The following is a 19,066-nucleotide window of genomic DNA, read 5'->3' as shown; positions in this document are numbered from 1 at the left end:
ACGGCGATTTAGGACCGTCAGAAAGACCACTCGACGAACATGCTGCGGAAAACCGAACGGGCATGAGTTCCGGAGAGCCCATCGCCATCGTGGGAATGGCATGCAGGTTTCCCGGCGCGGCGCACCTGTCGGACTTCTGGCGCCTGCTTGAAGCCGGCGGGAATGCCGTCAGCGAAGGGGTCCCCGGTTCGGGGGTCGGGCGCTGGGGCCAGATCTTCGGCGACGATGCGGTGCAGAGCGAAGGCTGCCGTTTCGGCGCCTTCGTGGACGACATCGACCGGTTCGACGACTCGTTTTTCCGGATATCCCCGGTGGAGGCTCAACTGCTGGACCCACAGCAGCGCATGATGCTGGAGGTGAGCTGGCAGGCTCTCGAGGACGCGGGGATCGATCCGCACCGTTTGAAAGGGAGCCGCACCGGCGTCTACGCGGGGATCAGCAACGACGAATACCGCATGCTGGTCGTGGAATCGGCCAAACCCTCCGAGGCTGCCGGATGCCTGTACGCCCTCAGCGGAACGAACCTGAACGGTGCCGCCGGCCGGGTCTCCTTCGTACTGGGCCTCAGGGGGCCGGCAAAGGCCGTGGACGCCGCCTGCGCGTCGGCTCTGGTGGCAATACACGACGCGGTGGCGGATCTGCAGCACGGCAAGGCGGATCTGGCCATTGCCGGCGGTGTGCAGGCCATCCTGAACGGTCGCATTTACGAACTCCGAGCCGAAGCGATGATGCTGTCCCCTGCCGGCCAGTGCAAGACCTTCGATGCTTCGGCGGACGGTTACGTGCGGGGTGAGGGCTGCGGGATCGTGGTCCTCAAACGCCTGAGCGAGGCGAAGGCCGACGGCGATCGGATCTGGGCGGTGATCCGGGGTGCGTCCGTGAACCACGGCGGGGCCAGTGTGGGACTGACGGTTCCGAACACACCGGCGCTGGTTACGGTCATGGAGGAGGCGCTCTCGCAGGCCGGGGTCGCCGCATCGGATGTGGAATACCTGGAGGCACACGGGACCGGGACGGCGGTGGGCGATCCCATCGAGATCGACGCCGTGGCCGATGTCTACTGCAGGGGACGCAACACCGACCAGCCACTTCTGATGGGTTCCGTAAAAACCAACATCGGCCACCTGGAGTCGGCTGCAGGAGTCGCCGGACTGATCAAGGCGGCACTGGTGGTGAACCGGGGTGTCATTCCGAAGCATCTGCATTTCCACAATCCCAACCCGAGCGTCGACTGGGATCGTCTGCCGCTGCGGGTGACGTCGGAGATGATGGACTGGCCGCGAAGTCCTGGACAGCCGCGGCTCGCGGGGGTGAACTGCTTCGGAATCTCCGGGACGAACGCCCATCTCGTGGTGGAAGAGTACGAGGCGCCGGACGGGGTTTCCGCCAACGGCCATACGAGTGCCGGCTCAGCCCAGCCGGTGGCGGTTTCGCTCCCGGGGAACATGCCGGGCCTGCAGTTACCGGGGAGCGCCGCGCCCCGCCGCACCCGTTTCCTGCCCCTCTCGGGAAAGTCCGATACCGCGCTCGGTGAACTTGCGGAGCGGTATCTTTCGTGGCTCGACGATCAGCCGGGCGTGTCCACCGAAGGCGCCGCGTCGGGACCGACGCTCTCGGACATGGCGTGGACGGCGGGCGTGGGGCGAAGTCATTTCGATTGCCGAGCGGGAGTCGTCTTCCGCAACGCCAGCGACTTGCGGGAACAGCTCACTGTTCTGGCGGGGTCCGTCGGAGACTCGGTGTCGAAAGCAGCGGCCAGGGTGGCGTTCGCCTACACCGGACAGGGGAGCCAGTGGGCCGGCATGGGGCGGACGCTCTACGAGACCGAACCGGTGGTTCAGGCCATTCTGGACCGGTGCGAGGCGGTATTCCGGGAGGAGAGGGAGGCCTCTCTCCTGGACACGATGTTCGGCCGGTGTGGAGATGACGGAACGCTGGGTGACACGGCTTGGGAGCAGCCGGCCCTGTACGCCCTGGAATGCGCGCTCACCGGGCTGTGGTGGAGTTTGGGTGTCCGTCCCGCGGTGGTGGTAGGACACAGTATCGGGGAATTGGCGGCGGCGCAGGCGGCGGGAGTCTTCAGCCTGGAAGACGGCATGCGGTTCGCCTGCACTCGGGGCGCATTGATGTCGGAAATGGCAGAGGGCGCCATGGCAGCGGTGTTCGCACCGCCGGCACGAGTGGCCGCAGCCGTCGAAGCATTGCAGACTACGACTTCCCCCCTCGAATTGAATATCTCCGCAGACAACGGGACCCATCAGGTGGTCAGCGGTACGGTCACGGCAATCGATGCCATCTCGGAGCGCCTTGAATCGGAGGGAGTCCGGGTCAGGCGCCTGAACACGGCCAAGGCGTTCCACAGCGCCTTGGTGGAGCCGATCCTCGACGCACTGGAAACGACCCTTGACGGCGTGGCGATCCAACCTCCCATCCTGTCCATGGTCAGCAATCTCACCGGCCGCGCAGTGGAGACTGCCCGGTTGCTGGACGGATCTTACTGGAGACGGCACGCCAGGCAGCCGGTGGCATTCGCCCGCGGCGTCAGGACGCTGGCGGGTCTCGGCGTGGATCTGGTGATCGAGATCGGCCCGCGCTCGATTTTGGCTCCAATGGTGCTCTCCGCCTGGCCGGAGTCGGCCGGGACGACGGCGCCGGGGGTCGTGTCAAGCTTGCGCCCGCCGTCCGGGAACGCACCGGGCGCCGCAAGCGGCGGCTTCGTGAATGCCGTCGCGGAGGCGTATGAGGCGGGACTCCCGATTCGTTTCGAGGGGCTGTTCGCCGGCGAGTCCCGGCGGCGGATTTCGTTGCCGGGCTATCCGTTCCAACGCACACGCCACTGGCTCGAGGCGCCGAAGCGACGGTCCAGGACCACAGGGCACCCCTTGCTGGGAATCCGGCACGAATCCGCGCGCGGCGAGACAACCTTCGAAACGGAAATCTTCCCTTCGGATCCCGCGTGGCTCGACGATCACCGCGTGTTCGGCCGGATTGTGGCGCCGGGTGCGCTCTACGGAGCGATGGCGGTTTCGGCCTCTCTCGCCGAGGGGAGAGGTCCGGTGATCTTGGAGGAGATGCAACTTCACAACGCGTTGGTCCTCCCGGAGGAGGGTTCGGAGAACGGGACGGGCGAACCCGGCCGGACGTTGCAGGTCGTGCTCAGTGCTGCCGAGGGGGCGTCGTCCCGTGGTGTCCGGATCTACAGTAAAGGGAGCGAAGGGGAATGGACGGTCCATGTGGAGGGTCGCATGTCGCCCGGCGCATCCACCCCCGAAACCGGACGGCGGATCGATCTGGAAGGCCTGAAGGCCAGGCTGTTGCCGTCGGACGTGGCCGCCTATTACCGCGCCAGGGCGGGTACCGGCGTCGATCTGGGCCCCTGCTTCAGGACGTTGCGCCGATTGTGGTCCCGGGCGGGCGAGGCGTTGGGCGAGGTCTCCTTCCCTGAAGGCCTCGGCCGGAACGGGCTGGATGTTCACCCGCTGGTGCTGGACGGTTGTTTTCAGGTCGTAGGCGCGGCGCGCAACTTGACCGGACCCTACGGTTCCGTCACCTATCTGCCCTTCGGTTGGGAGCGGCTGTGGCTGACCACCGGGAAGCTTCCGGATCGGGTGTTCTGCCACGTGCGCATGAGCGAGGCGTCCCGCGAGGCGGATGCGGCAGCGGGCGAGCCGCCGGAAGTACTGAGCGGCGAATTGCGCCTCTACGATCCCAACGGCGTTCTGCTTGGTGGGCTGAGCGGGTACACGGTGAAGCGGGCGACGCGTGCGGCGCTTCTCTCGGCGGTCGAAGGGGTAAAGGAACTCCTCTACGAGATTGTGTGGCGCGAACGCGCCCTTCCACCGGGACTGCTGTCTGCGGATTTCTTTCCGGGCCCGACGTCGGTGAAGGGCGCCTCGCAGATGTTTTCGGATTACCTGACGGACGCGGGGGTCGACCCCGACGACCGGGACGCCCTGTTGACGGATCTGGAGCGATGGTCACGATCCTATGCGCTTTTGACGCTGGACAAGTTGGGTTGGCGGCGCACGGTGGGAGCGGTCGTGGTTCCCGACGACTTGCGGAAGCAGTTGAACGTCATCGGCGAGCATAAAAAACTCTTCCGCCGAATGCTCGAAATGTTGGCCCAATCGGGAGTATTGGCGGAAGAGGGCGACAGATTCGTCGTCTTGGTGGGATCGGGTGACCCTTGGCCGGAAGGAATGCCTCCGGACCCCGAGGGACATGACACGGCGATGGCCGGACGATTCCCTCACGGTTTGATTGAAGTGGGGCTGTTCCGGCGCTCGGGCGACGCCCTCGCCGACGTGCTTCGGGGCCAACTGGACCCGCTGACGCTCCTGTTCAGCAGCGGAGACCCGACCCCGGCTGACCTGTACCTGAAAGCCCCGGTGGCGCGCGCGGCGAACCGGATGCTGAAGGAGGCGATTCAGGCACTCGTGGCGGCGCTGCCCGACGGAAGGCGACTCAGGGTGATCGAGGTCGGGGCCGGCACGGGATCGGCGACTGCATCGGTGCTTCCGGAACTCCCGGAAGGGCGATTCGACTACATGTACACCGACATCTCGGCGGGCTTCTTTGCCGAAGCGGAGGAGCGTTTCGGCGACGCCGGCGGGTGTATCGAATACCGTCCGCTGGATATCGAAAAAGACCCGGTCGACCAGGGCTTCGACGCCCACGGCTATGACGTGCTGCTCGCATCCAACGTGCTGCACGCCACGCGGCACCTCGAAGAAACCCTGGGGCACTGCCGGCAGCTTCTCGCGCCATCCGGCCAGTTGATCGCACTGGAGAACCTCAGCGGTTTGGGTTGGATGGACCTGACTTTCGGACAGTTGGACGGCTGGTGGCGGTTTGCCGACGACTACCGTCCGCACCACGCCCTGGCAAGCCCCGCGGTGTGGCGACGAGCACTTGGGGACGCCGGTTTCGAAGAAGTGGAGGTCCTGGGAGTGGACGAGTCCGATGCGACCAGGACGCCGGACAAGGGCGTTATCGTGGCCAGAGGCCCGGCCGTGGCGACGGAACCGCGAGGCGTGTGGGTCTTGGGAGCAGACCGGGGCGGCGCGGCGGCGAAGCTGGCAACCGATTTGGCGGCTCGGAACCAGACAGTCCTGCTCGTAGACAGCGAATCGTCGGGAAACGGGTGGCCGGGAACGCCCGGTCCCGGGGTTTTTGAAACAGCGTTGGACATGGGCCGGCGGGAGTCGTGGAGTTCGCTGATCGACAGCCTGCCCCGGGACGTTCCGTTCAACGGCATGGTGCATCTCGCGGCCCTGGACGGTCACGGTGCGGAAGCGACCCCGGAAGAAATCGCGGCGGACGTGAGACACGCGGGAGCGAGCGCGTTGGCCATGGTGCAAGGCGCGGGCGACTCCGATCTGACGCCTGTAAAGGGGATGTGGTTTCTCACTCGAGGGGCCCAGGTATTGGAGCGTGAGCTGGGCGGCGAACTTGCCGGCGCAGCCCTTTGGGGTTTCGGCAAAGGGGTGGCCCGGGAAGCAGCGCATCTACAGCCGAGGATGATCGATTTGGATCCCGGCGAGAGGGCGGCCGAGCCGGACCTGGTCAATGAGTTGATGTATCCCGACCCGGAGAATCACATCGCGTACCGATGGGGACGGCGTCAAATCGCACGGCTGGTTCGGGCGGAATCGGAGGCGGAGCGCCTGGCCCTGCCCCAGGAGCCGGGCTGGGTCCTGGCTCCGGACACGAGCGGTGTCTTCGATCAACCGTACGTCCAGCCGCTGCCGGAGCATTCACTGGAGCCGCGGGAAGTACGCATCTCGGTGGAAGCGGCCGGGCTGAACTTCTGGGACGTATTTCGTTCGCTCGGCTTTATCGAGGAGGGACGGTTGGGCCGGGAGATGTGCGGCTACGTCCTGGACGTGGGCTCCGAGGTATCCACGGTATCGGCCGGAGACCACGTGGTTGGTCTGGGATTCGGTGCGTTCGCTCCGGAAATGGTCACCCACGAAGAGTTGGTGGCCCCCGCCCCGGCAGGGTTTTCGGTGACTGGACTGGCGACGGTGCCGAGCGCGTTCGTATCGGCCGCGCTGTCCTTTGAGCTCTCCGGCCTGAAGGCCGGCGAACGGGTACTGATTCACGCCGGCGCCGGCGGGGTGGGTTTGGCGGCCATCCAGTGGGTGCAGGCGGCGGGAGCGGAGGTCTTCGCCACAGCCAGCGCCCGCAAGCAGGCTTATTTGAAGTCGCTGGGTGTGGAACACGTGTTCGACAGCCGCCAGACGGCGTTCGGGAAGGAGATTCTGGAAGCCACCGGCGGCAGCGGCGTGGACGTGGTGCTGAACAGTCTGACGGGAGAGGGCTTCATCGACGCGAGTCTGTCCTGTCTCAGGCACGGTGGCCGCTTCGTGGAGATGGCCAGACGGGACATCCTCAGCGAAGACGAGATGGCGGCGGTGCGTCCCGACGTCCCCTACTCCATCCTGGAACTGGATGTTCTGAAAAAGACCGATCCCGCATGGGTCGGGAGGGTCCTTCGGCGAGTGATGGAGCGCCTTGGGGCGGGCGAACTGAAACCCATCGTCCACAGCCGGTGGCCGTTGGCCGAAGCCGGAGCCGCGCTGAGCTTCATGCGGTCGGCCCGGCACCTCGGGAAGATCGTGGTGACCACGCCGCCGCTCATGGGGAACCGGTTGCGCCGGGACCGGACCTACCTGGTGACCGGCGGTCTGGGCGGGATCGGATGCGCCGTCGCCGGCTGGCTGGCGGACCGTGGCGCCGGGGCCATCGTGCTGAATGGACGACGCGCGCCCGAAGCCGACGCCGAAGAAGCGATCCGGGCGCTCCGGGAACGCGGGGCAACGGTCCATGTCGAGTTGGCGGATGTGACGGACGGGAATGCCGTGGACGCAATGCTGGCGCGCGTGGACCAGGAACTGCCCCCCTTGGGCGGCGTGATCCACAGCGTCGGGGTGCTGTCCGACGGTGCGCTCACCAACCAGACCTGGGAGAGGTTCGAAACCGTTCTTTGGCCGAAAATACTGGGGGCCTGGCACCTGCATCGCGCCACCGTCGACCGCGACCTGGACATGTTCGTCCTCTACTCCAGCCGCGTCGGCGTTATGGGCAATCCGGGACAGGCCAACCATGCCGCCGCCAATGCGTTTCTGGACCAACTGGCCGGTCACCGCCGGGCGCTGGGGCTCCCGGGGCAGGCCATCGCCTGGGGGGCCTGGTCGGAAATCGGCGAGGCGGCGGAACAACGGGAGCGGATCGACCGGCAACGATCGGCGCTCGGCGGCCGCTGGTTTACTCCTCAGCAGGGCCTCAGGGCATTCGACCGGCTGGTGCGCCAAGACGTCACGCATTCCGTTGTGATGTCCATGGACTGGTCGGTATTCGAAGAGGCTGTCGAGGACCGTCCACCACTGCTGGAAGATCTGCTGTCGACAACGGCCGATGCCGGCGGGGATGCCTCCGGCTCAACCAGAAACGTGCTCTCCCGGCTGCGGGAATCGCCCGTCGTGGAGCGCGAAGAGGTGCTGGTGGCGTTCCTGCAGGCGGAGGTGCAATCCGTCCTGCGGCTGCCATCGGAACCGGCGCCGACCGTAGGTTTCTTCGATCTGGGGATGGACTCCCTGATGGCCGTGGAGTTGCGGAACCGGCTGAACCGGGCGTTTGCCGAGGAGTACACCGCGTCCAACACCATCGTGTTCGACTACCCCGACATCGCTACCCTGGCCCGTCATCTCGCCGAAGAGCTTGCCCAAGTTGAGGGTGAACCCGTACCGGAGCCTCAACCCGGGCCTGAGCAACGTCCGGCGTATCAAGCTGAGGGAGACGCCATTGCGATCGTGGGCGTGGCGTGCCGCTTCCCCGGCGCTCCGGATCATGAAGCGTTCTGGCGCCAGCTCGAGGCCGGCGCGGACGCGGTGACCGACCGGCGCCCGGGTTCCGACAACTGGAGCGATCTTGCCGGAGACCTTCCGCCGGAATATGCCGCCTACTGCCGGGGCGGGTTCGTGGAAGAGATCGAGACTTTTGATGCGAGATTCTTCCGGGTTGCGCCGATCGAGGCGCGCATGATGGACCCGCGGCAGCGCATGCTTCTGGAGACGAGTTGGCAGGCTCTCGAGGATGCCGGGATAGATCCGGCCAGCTTGCGGGGCAGCCGCACCGGAGTCTATGCCGGTATCGCTACCAGCGAATACCGGGACCTGATGGCGAAGAACGACTACGGCGTGAGTTACCTGGGCAACGCCGCCAGCATGACCGTCGGACGCGTCGCATTTCATCTGGGACTTGAGGGGCCGACGATACCGGTGGAACTCAACTGCGCGTCGTCGCTGGTCGCGGTACACCACGCGGTCGCGAGCTTGCGCCAGGATGAAGTGGACCTGGCGCTCGTAGGAGGCGTGAGTGCAATCCTGTCGCCTGAGATTACGAGGGCGATGGCGGACATGGGTATGTTGTCGAAGGCAGGCCGGTGCAACGTATTCGATGCCTCCGCCGACGGCTTCGTGCGGGGGAAGGCTGCGGAATGGTCGTCCTGAAGCGGCTCGAAAGGGCGCAGGCCGACGGCGACCGCATCTGGGGCGTGATCCTCGGATCGGCGGTCAACCAAAACGGGGCAAGCGCTGGACCGACGGTCCCCAACGGTCCGGCACAGGAACGGGTGATCGAGGAGGCGCTGTCCCGTTCGGGAGTGTCTCCACCGGACGTCGACTACCTCGAGGCCCACGGGGTCGGGTCGGCGTTGGGCGACCCGATTGAAGTGCAGGCGGCAGCGGCGGTGTACGGCAAGGGACGTGAAGCGGACAGCCCGCTGTTGATCGGCTCGGTCAAGGGCAATATCGGCCATCTGGAGACGGCTGCCGGCGTTGCCGGACTCATCAAGGTACTCCTCGCCATGAAGCAGGGGGTGATTCCAAAGCAATTGCACTTCCACAACCCGAACCCGAACGTGGAATGGGACCGGCTCCCTGTAAAGGTGACTTCCGAGGCGACGGACTGGCCTCGTCACGCCGATCGGCCGCCGCGGGCAGCAATCAGCGCGTTCGGGGTTTCGGGAGCGAACTCCCACATCGTCGTGGAAGGGTACGGAACAACCAATGGCGACGATTCGAACTCCGGATCTCCACCGGCGGGTTCCGGGCGGACGGTCGCCGTTTCTCTTCCCGAGCCGCTGTCGGACCTGCCGCTACCGGAGGAAGGAGAATTCCGGGCGCGCGGGCTCCGGCTCCTGCCCTTGTCCGGGAAGTCCGGCGGTGCCCTGCGGAAACTGGCGGGGAGGTACGCGAGCTGGTTCGACGAGCGGACCGGGGAGCTGACTTCGTCAGCGGCCGAAGAGGCGATGCTTGCGGATATGGCGTGGACGGCGGGACTGGGTCGTAGTCATTTTGATTACCGGGCCGCAGTCGTATTCCACGACGCTCCGTCGTTGCGTACCGGACTGAAGGCCATCGCCGAAGGAAACGAGAGTCCCGAGCCGTTGACAGCCAAAAAGGTGGCGTTCGTGTTCACCGGGGAGGGCAGTCAGTGGATCGGCATGGGCCAGGCGTTGTATGACAGCGAGCCGGTGGTGCGGGCGGTGCTGAATCGCTGTGATGAAATGCTGCGGGAACAACGGGGGTATTCGCTGTTGGACGTGATGTTCGGACGGTCCGGTCCGGGCGGAGATTCGGACCGGGCTTCGTGGGCGCAGCCAGCCGTATATGCACTGGAATGTGCACTTGCGGCGCTGTGGTCAAGCGTGGGGATCCAGCCCAGAGTCGTGTTCGGCCAGGGCGTAGGGGAATTGGCGGCGGCGCAGGCCGCAGCGGTTATGAGCTTGGAGGAAGGGCTTCGATTGGCAATGGCGAGGACTCCGCTGCCGGCGACCCGGCCGCAAGGGAGGGCAGCGGCACCCGGGTTGGAGAATCCGGACGCATTCTTGCGGGGAATCACGTTCGCGCCGCCGTCGCGCGCCGTGGTCAGCGGCGCGACAGGCCGTGTCATGGAGCCAACCGAGGCGGCAGACGGCGAGTACTGGCGCCGGCAGACGAATGAACCGGCACGATTCGGCAATTGCGTCCGAACACTGAAACGACTTGGTGTTGACGCCATTTTGGAAATTGGCCCCGATGCCATATTGGGGCCGAAGGTCGTCAGGTCCTGGCCTCACCCACCGGGCGGGGAGTCGAATCGTGCACCGGCCGTGCTACGGAGTATGCGGCGCCCCTCCGGGAAGGAATCGGCGAACGAATGTGACGGCTGCTTTGTGGAGGCCGTTGCAGGAGCGTACGAGGCCGGTCTTGCGGTTTCCTTTGCCGGGCTGTTTGCGGGAGAGGTCCGGCGCCGGATTTCTCTGCCTGTCTATCCATTTCAACGACGGCACTACTGGTTCAGAGCGCCGAGGCAGAGTGCTTCCACCTCGTGACGTTGACGCATTCTCCAAGGGGTTCGGGACGGCAAGGCGTTTGACGCGAACCCGTCCAACGGGAAAGAGTGATCCGGAAGCGATTGATTGACTTGAGGAACCCTTCCTGATAGTTTTTCCGCCGATTTCCTTCTCCTAAACTGTTTGAAAGCATCAATACTATGGCCTCAGTCGAGGAACGTATCAGACAAATCGTCGACGAGAATCTCGAAGTGGACGGACGCCCGTTGGGCCGACCTTTGGATCTCAACACCAACCTCATCGAGGCCGGTGTTTCCTCAATGGATGCCGTTGCGTTCATGCAGGTCGTCTCCAAGGAGTTCAACATCACGATTCCTCCGGAAGAGTGTGCGAAGATTCGTTCCGTGGGGATGTTAGTCGAGTACCTCGATACGCACGCTGGTTGAACATTCCCGGACCCGCAGACAGTCAGCCCCCCGGGGTAACGATCACCGACGTCTGTACGGTCCACCGGGTCATTCGTCGCAGGCAGAATTCCCCTCCAATACGTGATCGGTGGAACAAGCTCAACCGGCGATGTCCGTTATCGCAGATCAGTGTTCGCGGCGTCCGTTCAGGGCAGCCGGTAAGATCTCCATCCTGCTCGTCGACCTGACTCCCCACAGAGCATCCGAGGCGGACAACTGAGCTTCGCTCGATAAGGGGCACCGGGTCCGTTTGCAACGCTGCCGCCACCCCGGCCCCAAATGGCGAGTTTGCCTTTTCCTGGCGCAGCGACAACTTATTGGGGAAACCTCCGACTTGACTGACGCGTGGAAAATACCCGAACCGCTCTCGACTTGCGAGGTCCGCGTGGACGATGTCACCTCGATCACGCTGAGACGTCACGGAAACCCGGCAGGTCCGCGCCTTGTCCTGAGCCACGGCAACGGATTGGCCATAGATCTCTACTATCCTTTCTGGTCACTCCTGGCCGACGAATTCGACTTGGTCATGTACGACCTCAGAAACCATGGGTGGAATACCGTCGGCAATCTGCGAGAGCAGAACATTCCGACGCTGATTCGTGACCACGACCGGCTTCTTGAGGCGATCGACGGCCATTTCGGGAAGAAGCCGCGAATCGGCGTATTTCATTCCGTTTCGGCTCTGATCACGCTCTTGTCACCGACACGGGGAAGCGGATTCTCGGCGCGCGTATTGTTTGACCCACCCCTGTGCAAGCCGGATGACAGCTACGAAGAATTCGAGCGGGCGGCGACCCGGGTCGCCGCCATGACCCGGCGCCGGACGGACCGCTTCAAGTCCAGGGAAGCGTTTGCCGGCTTTCTTCCGTATTTGCCGGTCTTCCAACGTGTCGTGCCCGGTGTCTGCGATCTCGTGGCCATGACGACGCTTCGGGAGTGTGCCGATGGAGACGGATTCGAGCTTCGATGCCCACCCGAATATGAAGCACGACTCGTAGACTACGCGCGAGCGTTTGCCGTGCTCGTGGACCTTGATTCCCTTCGCTGCCCGACCAAGGTCATCGGGGCCGATCCGATGCTGCCGTACTCCTACCTCCCCACCATGGATATGAGCAACATGCTGACCGTCGACTACGATTTCATTCCGGAAGCGAGCCACTTGCTGCAACTGGAACAACCGCACCAGTGTGTCGCGGCCATGCGTGAATTTATCGATCCCATTATCCGAACCTGATCCGAACGGTCACCCGCACGCGGGCGCCGGAAAGTCTCAATGCGCCTTTGGAGCCTGCACCCCAAGTACCTTTTCGCGTCACACCCGGCGCGATCGCGGATTGGGAAAAACGCTGACCCGATCGTCCCAGCGGAAGGGTGCGGTCCGGCATGAAAAATCGGGTTCCTTGAATCGGTCGGCCAACGATCTTATTTTAAGGGCGACCGTCGGCTCATCGGGAATCGCAACCGAGGCGTGACTCCGCTGGGAGAGGGAGAAAGCGGCTTTGTCCAAAAGAGATTATTACGAAGTTCTGGGGGTGGGTCGCAAGGCCTCTCAGCAGGACTTGAAGGCAGCGTACCGCAAGCTCGCCATCAAGTACCATCCGGACAAGAATCCGGGAGACAAACAGGCCGAAGAGCGTTTCAAGGAGGCCGCCGAAGCCTACAGCGTTCTGATCGACCCGCAGAAGCGCACCCAGTACGACCGCTTTGGCCATGCCGGCGTGAGCGGCGCGGGAGGCCCGGGTGGAGGATTCAGCGGCGATCCCTTCGCCGACTTCAGCGATATCCTGGGCGATCTGTTCGGATTCGGTGACGTCTTCGGCGGCGGACGATCCGGCCGAGGGACCCGGGCCCGCCGGGGCGCCGATCTGAGGTACGATTTCAGAATCTCATTCGAGGACGCCGTCTTCGGAGCCACGACCAAGATCAAGATTCCCAGACAAGAGACCTGCGAACCGTGTAACGGCTCCGGCGCCGACCCCGGAACCGGTCCCGTCACCTGCCCGGCCTGTCAAGGTCAGGGCCAGCAACGCTATCAGCAGGGCTTTTTTACCATCAGCCGCACCTGTTCCCAATGCCAGGGCTCGGGACGGATCGTCAAGAACCGGTGCCGCCAGTGCCACGGGGCGGGTCGGATTCAGCGGGAGAAGGTCCTGGAGATCAAGATTCCGCCTGGCGTGGACCAGGGTTCGAAGCTGCGCATCGTCGGCGAAGGAGAGGCCGGGCCCAACAAGGGACCTTCGGGAGACCTCTACGTGGTCCTTTCCGTCGAGGAACACCCCTTTTTCAGCCGGGATCAGAACGACCTTCACTGCGAGGTTCCGGTGAGTTTCGTTCAGGCCGCGCTGGGAACAGAACTGGTGGTCCCGACATTGCAGGGAACGGAAAAATTGCGGCTGCCCGAAGGCACGCAACCCGGTACGGTCTTCCGTCTCAGGGGGCGCGGAGTCATGAGTCTTCGAGGACACGGCCGCGGGGATCAGTTTGTCAGAATCAAGGTCACCTTTCCGAAGCGGCTGAGCCGGGAACAACGGGAGTTGCTGCTCCAATTGGACACCATCGAGAAGTCGAGCCGGGACAACGAGGGTTTCTTCGGCAAGGTCAAGGAAGTGTTCGGTTAACAGCGGCCGGCCATCCATCGTCCGCGGTCCCGCGTCTGGCCCTAGCCCGCATTTCTCACCAGGTCGCTATGCGTACGATGAAAAAGATTTTTTTGAACATTTACGGAGGTTTTTCCATAGTTTCTCCGGGACAGACTGCGCTGGGCGCGCGCTCGCTGGTCTTTTCGCCCTCAGCGCGCACGTACTCCCTCAAACGTAGTCACCACTACGCTCTCGGTCGCGAGCACGCGCTGAGGGCAAAAATCCTGCGCGATCGTCACGCCCCCTGGCGAGAAATGCGGGCAAGTTGACTCGCCTCGGAGGCGTCCATACACTCCCCCGGATGAAGCGGATCGCGGTCCTGCCGGCGCTCGTCCTCCTCTCCGGATCCCTGTTTGCTCAGGAACGTCCGCTGCACACGGAACCCGCCAGCACCGTTCCCGAAGGAATGACCCGCTTCGGACTCGGCTTCGAGCACTTCCAGGACGCCACTTTCCGGCTCTCGGGGCTGAAGGGGAACTTGACCCGCGCCGGTGTCTGCGATCTGCGCTTTGGGGTCGGACCCAAAGCCGAACTCCAGATGGGCTGGACCGTTCAGGAATCCTTGGGCATTTCCGAGAGGTTCCCCGCTCCGCACACGGAAAAACTCGCCTTTTCCGGAAACTCGACCAGCGACTATGGCGACCTTTTCGTCGGTTCCAAGGTCCGTTTCCTGGACGAGAAGAACGGTTGGCCGGCGATGGGACTGCACTTCCTCGCCCAGATTCCCATCGCATCGAACGAGACCGGCATCGGAAATGACGTGACGAACATCTTCTCCGCGCTCGTCATGGAGCGGAGTTTCGGCCGCCTGAGGGGCTTCATCAATATGGGTCTCGCGCTCTTGGGGGATCCGTTGGATGCGGCGGCCCAAGACGACCTGGTCCTGTACGGGGTGGGGATGATCTACCCGATCACTTCCAAGATCAATCTGGTGGGCGATTTCTACGGAAGGGCCGGGTCCGGCCGCCACACGGGAATTCCGGTGTCACCCGACATCATTGCCAGTCGATCGGGCATCGGAACCGAGCAACAAAAGAGGATGCGGATTGCCCTGGAGGTCCGGGTGGGAGGAATCTACCTGGATCTGGGCGGCTTTGCCGGGCTGCGAGACACCGACCCGTCCTACGGCGTGGTCTTCGGACTTTCGAAAGAGTTCAAGTCTCCGTTCTAGCCGCCAAGAGGCTTCAACTACATCCCGACGTGGTGCCGCAGACGGTGCACACGTAGCAGTTTCCGTTCCGCTGCATCAGGTTCCCGCACTGGAGGCAGGCGGGCGAGTCTGCCCGAACATCCTCCACCAGCTTTCCCGACGGGCTGGCCGGTTCGGCAGACCGCGAGTACTCGGAGAAACTCACCTGGACGCCATCCTGGACACTGCCGTTGGGCCGGACCTGATGGATCCCGAGCTCCTCCTGAATCTCGGTGTCGAGGAACCGGCTCGCCAAGTACCGGACCACGTAATCGGGAATGGACGTGGCGAAGGGAATCTGGGGATTGTCGGTAAACCCTGCCGGCTCGAAGCTCATGTGAGAGAACATGCGGATATAGTCTTCGATGGGCACTCCGCGTTGAACCCCCATGGAAATGGCGATGGCCCACGCCATGGCCATGCCTTGCAGCGTCGATCCCTGCTTCGAAAAATTGACGAAGATCTCGCCCAACTCTTCGTCTTCCGGATACATCCCCATGGTCAGGAAACCCTTGAAACCACGAATTCGGAATTCATGCTGCAGCGCCGGATGATCCTTGGGCATGTTCCGGTGCTGAGCCGCGAGAGCCTGGCGGCTGCTGTCCTTGGTCGACAGCGGCTGGACCAGCTTGCATCCGTCCCGATAGATGGAGACGGACTTCATCCCGTGTTTCCAGCCCTGGATATAGGCGTCCTTGATCTCCTCGACCGTGGCCGAATTGGGCAGGTTGACCGTCTTGGAAATCGCTCCGGAGAGAAAGGGCTGCACGGCGCCGCACATCTTGATGTGCCCCATGGGATGAATGGAGCGGACCCCATTCGCCGGAGTGTCCGCGCAATCGAACACGGGGAGATGGTCCCTCACCAGGTTGGGCGCACCCTCTACCGTATCCTTCCGGTTGATGTAGTCCAGAATCGCCTTCTGCTCACCCTCGTCGTACCCCAGAGTCCGGAGAGCCCGGGGAATGGTGTGGTTGACGATTTTGAGGGTGCCTCCACCGACCAGCTTCTTGATCTTCACCAGTGAGAAGTCCGGCTCGATGCCGGTGGTGTCGCAGTCCATCATGAAGGCGATGGTCCCCGTCGGGGCCAGCAGGGTCACCTGGGCATTCCGGAAGCCCGATTGAGTCCCCTTCTCGATGGCTTTGTCCCAAACCTCCATGCCGGCGTGGAGAAGGTTCATGGGCACCAGGGCCGAATCGATCTGGGTGAGGGCGCTCCGGTGCTTGTGGATGACACCCATCATGGGAATGCGGTTGCTCTCGAACCCGGCGAAAGTCCCCATGCGCTCCGCGATCCGGGCGCTGGTCAAGTAGGCCTGTCCCGTCATCAGCGCGGTGATGGCGGCGGCCGTGTTCCGCGCCTGGTCGCTGTCGTAGGACAGCCCCTGCGCCATCAAATACGCTCCCAGATTCGCGTATCCCAATCCCAACGTCCTGAAATCGTGACTGATCTCTTCGATCTCTTCGGTGGGATAGCTGGAGTTGTCGACGATGATCTCCTGAGCCAGGATCAAGACGGATACGGCATGGCGGAAGGACTTGGTGTCGAACTGTCCGTCCGGCTTCAGGAACTTCATCAAGTTCAGGGAGGCCAGATTGCATGCCGAGTTGTCGAGGAAGACGTACTCGGAGCAGGGATTGCAAGCGTTGATGGGGCCCGCGTTGGGACTGGTGTGCCACTCATTGAGAGTGGTCTTGAATTGCAGGCCGGGATCGCCGCACTGCCAAGTCGCTTCGGCAATCCACTGCATCATATCGGCAGCCTTGTAGACGCGGTCGACCTTGCCGTCGATGACCCGCCGGGTTCGCCACTCGCCGTCGGAAATCACGGCCTTCATGAATTCATCGGTCACTCCGACGCTGTTGTTGGCGTTCTGGAACTGGACGGACCGGTAGGCCTCTCCATCGATGGAGTCGTCGTATCCCAATTCGATGAGCTGCTGAGCCTTCTTCTCCTCCTTGGCCTTGCACCAGATGTATTCCTCGATGTCGGGATGTTCGGCGTCCAGGATGACCATCTTGGCGGCCCGGCGCGTTGCGCCGCCGCTTTTGATCGCTCCGGCGAAGCTGTCGTATCCCCGCATGAAGGAGACGGGACCGGAAGCGAAGCCGCCGGCGGCGAGGGGTTCCGTGGAGGCGCGGATCTTGGACAGGTTCACGCCCGAGCCGGACCCACCCTTGAAGATGGTGGCTTCGGTCCGGGCCAGCTTCATGATGTGCTCCATGGAATCGTCCACGGTGTTGATGAAGCAGGCGGAGCACTGGGGCTTCTCTTTGATCCCGACGTTGAACTGAACCGGCGAATTGAACGCCGCGACCTGGTGCAGCAGCAGGTAGCTCAACTCGTGGTTGAAGGTCTTGGCGTCGGCGTCCGAGTCGAAGTAATCCATCTTGGAACCCCAACCCGTGATGGTGTCGACGATGCGCCCGATGAGCTGCTTGACGCTCCGCTCCCGCCCGGGGGTGCCCAGATGGCCGCGGAAGTATTTGCTGGAAACGATGTCGGTGGCCCGTTGGGACCAGAACTTGGGAAACTCCAGATCGTCCTGGCGGAAACTGACCTTGCCCGTCTTCCAATCCTTGATTTCAGCGGAACGCGTCTCCCATTCCACGTCATCGAAGGGATGGATGTCGGGTCTGGAGAAATGATGCTCAAGCCCGATCCGAGACCCCGATACCGCTTCCGCCAGCTTCCCCATGCTCCCCTCCCAACAAGTGAATTATTTAATTTTCACAAAAAGTGCGGCGGATTGTAGCAGGGGCCCCTGACAGGATGAGCTGCGAACCGCCGGCGGCGGCACTTGGGGTTGAAGCCGCACCTCCGGTTCCTCCGATCAGTTCCTCCGGAACCCGGAACCTCCAGACTGGAACCGAAAACGGCCCCTCAAGAGGGACGTTTTCCGAACAGCTTCGACCCGACCCTGAGCAAGGTGGCCCCTTCCTCGATGGCCACGCGATAGTCGTGGCTCATTCCCATGGAAAGGCCGGTGACGGGCTCCGGCCGGGATCGGCTGATTTCCCGGGCCAATCGGGCCAACTGCCGAAAATAGGGTCTCGACGCTTCCGGGTCCGCGGCATAGGGTGGAATGGCCATCAAGCCCTGGAGAACCAGGGGCGGCGACCGGTCCACCAGCCTTACGAGCTGTCCCACGGTGGCGGGGTCGACGCCGTATTTCTGTGTCTCCCGGCCCAGATTGACCTGGATGTAGACGGCGAGAGCCTTTCCCATCTCCCGGGCGCATCGGGCCACCCTGGAGATGAGCTTCTCACTGTCCAGGGTCTGGATCACGTCGAAGAGCTGGACCGCACGGCGCACCTTGTTGGATTGGAGATGGCCGATCAGATGCCACTCCAGTGCGGAATCGTCGACGGCGGGAATCTTGGCCGCGGCCTCCTGAACGCGATTCTCGCCGAACCGTGTCTGCCCGGCCGCGACGGCGTGTGAAACGACCGCGGCGGGAAACACCTTGGTCACGGCCAGAAGCTGAATGTCGCGCCCGTCCCGGCCGCAGGACCGCGCCGTCCGGTCGATTTCGGCCAGCAGACTGTCCAGTCGGGATCTCAAATCCTGCATCGGCAGCCAGTATATCCGAGGGCAAACAGTGAACGCTCTTCGAAATCAACGAGTGAGCGGCAGATCCGGCAACCTGCACCCGCCGGGCCGTATGGTACTATGTGCAACCCTTGTTTCAGGACCAGCCGGAAGGCCTGCAACTCGGCATCGGCGGGGGATCCGTGGGCCGATTCATAGCACTCGAAGGCATCGAGGGTTCGGGAAAAACGCTGCAGTTGTCGCTGCTGTCGGAAGAGTTCAGGAGACGCGATATTCCCACCGTCGTGACCCGGGAGCCGGGCGGCACTCCCTTCGGTTCGCGCCTGCGCCGCATCCTCCTGGAATCCAAGGGACCCGGCCGGGAGGCCGAGGCCGAACTGCTCTTGTACCTGGCGGACCGTTTTCAGCATCTGGCGGAGGTGATCGAACCGGCGCTCCGGCAGGGGCGAACGGTCCTTTGCGATCGCTACCACGCCGCGACGCTGGCCTACCAGGGTTACGCCCGCGGCATCGGATTCTCGCTGGTCGATGAACTCGCACATCCTCTCCGGATCCGCATGCCCGATCTGACCCTGATCCTGGATCTGGAAGTGGAATCCGGGTTGGCTCGCGCCCGCAGGAGGAATGCCGTCGAGGGCAACCAGGCCTGGGGCCGCTTCGAAGCGGAGACCATGCGGTTCCACCGGCGGGTCCGGGAGGGATATCGACTCTTGGCAGAGCGGGATCCGGACCGGATCACGCTGGTTGACGCTTCCGGAGACCCGCAAGAGACTCTGAAGAAACTGCTGTCCGAACTGGAGGGGAAAGCACTGATCGGCTAGCCCGCACTGCTCGCCAGGAGGGGCCGCCGGCATGGCGAAGAGATGGCCGCCAAGCG

The 19,066-nt window shown here is 63.6% G+C and carries 9 protein-coding genes; 7 read left to right on the top strand and 2 right to left on the bottom strand.

Features of this window, described 5'->3' with window-relative positions:
- Positions 1-62 precede the first annotated feature (62 nt).
- The 6 genes from OXT71_13820 to OXT71_13795 all read left to right on the top strand — a co-directional run bounded on the left by OXT71_13820 (position 63) and on the right by OXT71_13795 (position 14,616).
- Positions 63-8,513, top strand: a complete 8,451-nt coding sequence (locus tag OXT71_13820; protein ID MDE2927469.1) for an SDR family NAD(P)-dependent oxidoreductase — start codon at positions 63-65, stop codon at positions 8,511-8,513.
- Complete coding sequence (locus OXT71_13815) at positions 8,501-10,378, top strand: type I polyketide synthase (GenBank protein ID MDE2927468.1); 1,878 nt, start codon at positions 8,501-8,503, stop codon at positions 10,376-10,378. The genes OXT71_13820 and OXT71_13815 overlap by 13 nt, the downstream gene beginning before the upstream one ends.
- A gap of 161 nt (positions 10,379-10,539) precedes the next feature.
- Positions 10,540-10,785 carry an acyl carrier protein gene (locus OXT71_13810; protein MDE2927467.1) on the top strand — a complete coding sequence of 82 codons (246 nt, stop codon included), beginning with the start codon at positions 10,540-10,542 and terminating at the stop codon, positions 10,783-10,785.
- 355 nt (positions 10,786-11,140) lie between these two features.
- Positions 11,141-12,040, top strand: a complete 900-nt coding sequence (locus tag OXT71_13805) for an alpha/beta hydrolase (protein MDE2927466.1) — start codon at positions 11,141-11,143, stop codon at positions 12,038-12,040.
- Positions 12,041-12,305: 265 nt separating this feature from the next.
- Positions 12,306-13,424, top strand: a complete 1,119-nt coding sequence (gene dnaJ, locus OXT71_13800; protein MDE2927465.1) for a molecular chaperone DnaJ — start codon at positions 12,306-12,308, stop codon at positions 13,422-13,424.
- A gap of 286 nt (positions 13,425-13,710) precedes the next feature.
- Positions 13,711-14,616, top strand: coding sequence for a hypothetical protein (locus OXT71_13795; protein MDE2927464.1), 906 nt, complete (start codon positions 13,711-13,713; stop codon positions 14,614-14,616).
- Between the two features lie 13 nt (positions 14,617-14,629).
- On the opposite strand, the gene OXT71_13790 is transcribed toward OXT71_13795, so the two are convergent.
- Both OXT71_13790 and OXT71_13785 read right to left on the bottom strand, forming a co-directional pair.
- A complete protein-coding gene (locus OXT71_13790) occupies positions 14,630-17,335 on the bottom strand; it encodes a vitamin B12-dependent ribonucleotide reductase (GenBank protein ID MDE2927463.1) in 2,706 nt (901 codons plus the stop codon).
- Positions 17,336-17,520: 185 nt separating this feature from the next.
- Positions 17,521-18,210, bottom strand: a complete 690-nt coding sequence (locus OXT71_13785; protein MDE2927462.1) for a YggS family pyridoxal phosphate-dependent enzyme — start codon at positions 18,208-18,210, stop codon at positions 17,521-17,523.
- 101 nt (positions 18,211-18,311) lie between these two features.
- Between OXT71_13785 and tmk the strand changes: the two genes are divergently transcribed.
- The gene (tmk, locus tag OXT71_13780) at positions 18,312-19,010 is read left to right on the top strand and encodes a dTMP kinase (protein MDE2927461.1); all 699 of its coding nucleotides are present in this window, start codon (positions 18,312-18,314) and stop codon (positions 19,008-19,010) included.
- The last annotated feature ends 56 nt before the right edge of the window (positions 19,011-19,066 follow it).

Source organism: Acidobacteriota bacterium, assembly GCA_028874215.1.
Classification (GTDB): domain Bacteria; phylum Acidobacteriota; class UBA6911; order RPQK01; family JAJDTT01; genus JAJDTT01.
The sequence above is the reverse complement of the archived record's forward strand: the minus strand, read 5'-3'. Positions and strand labels throughout refer to the sequence as shown.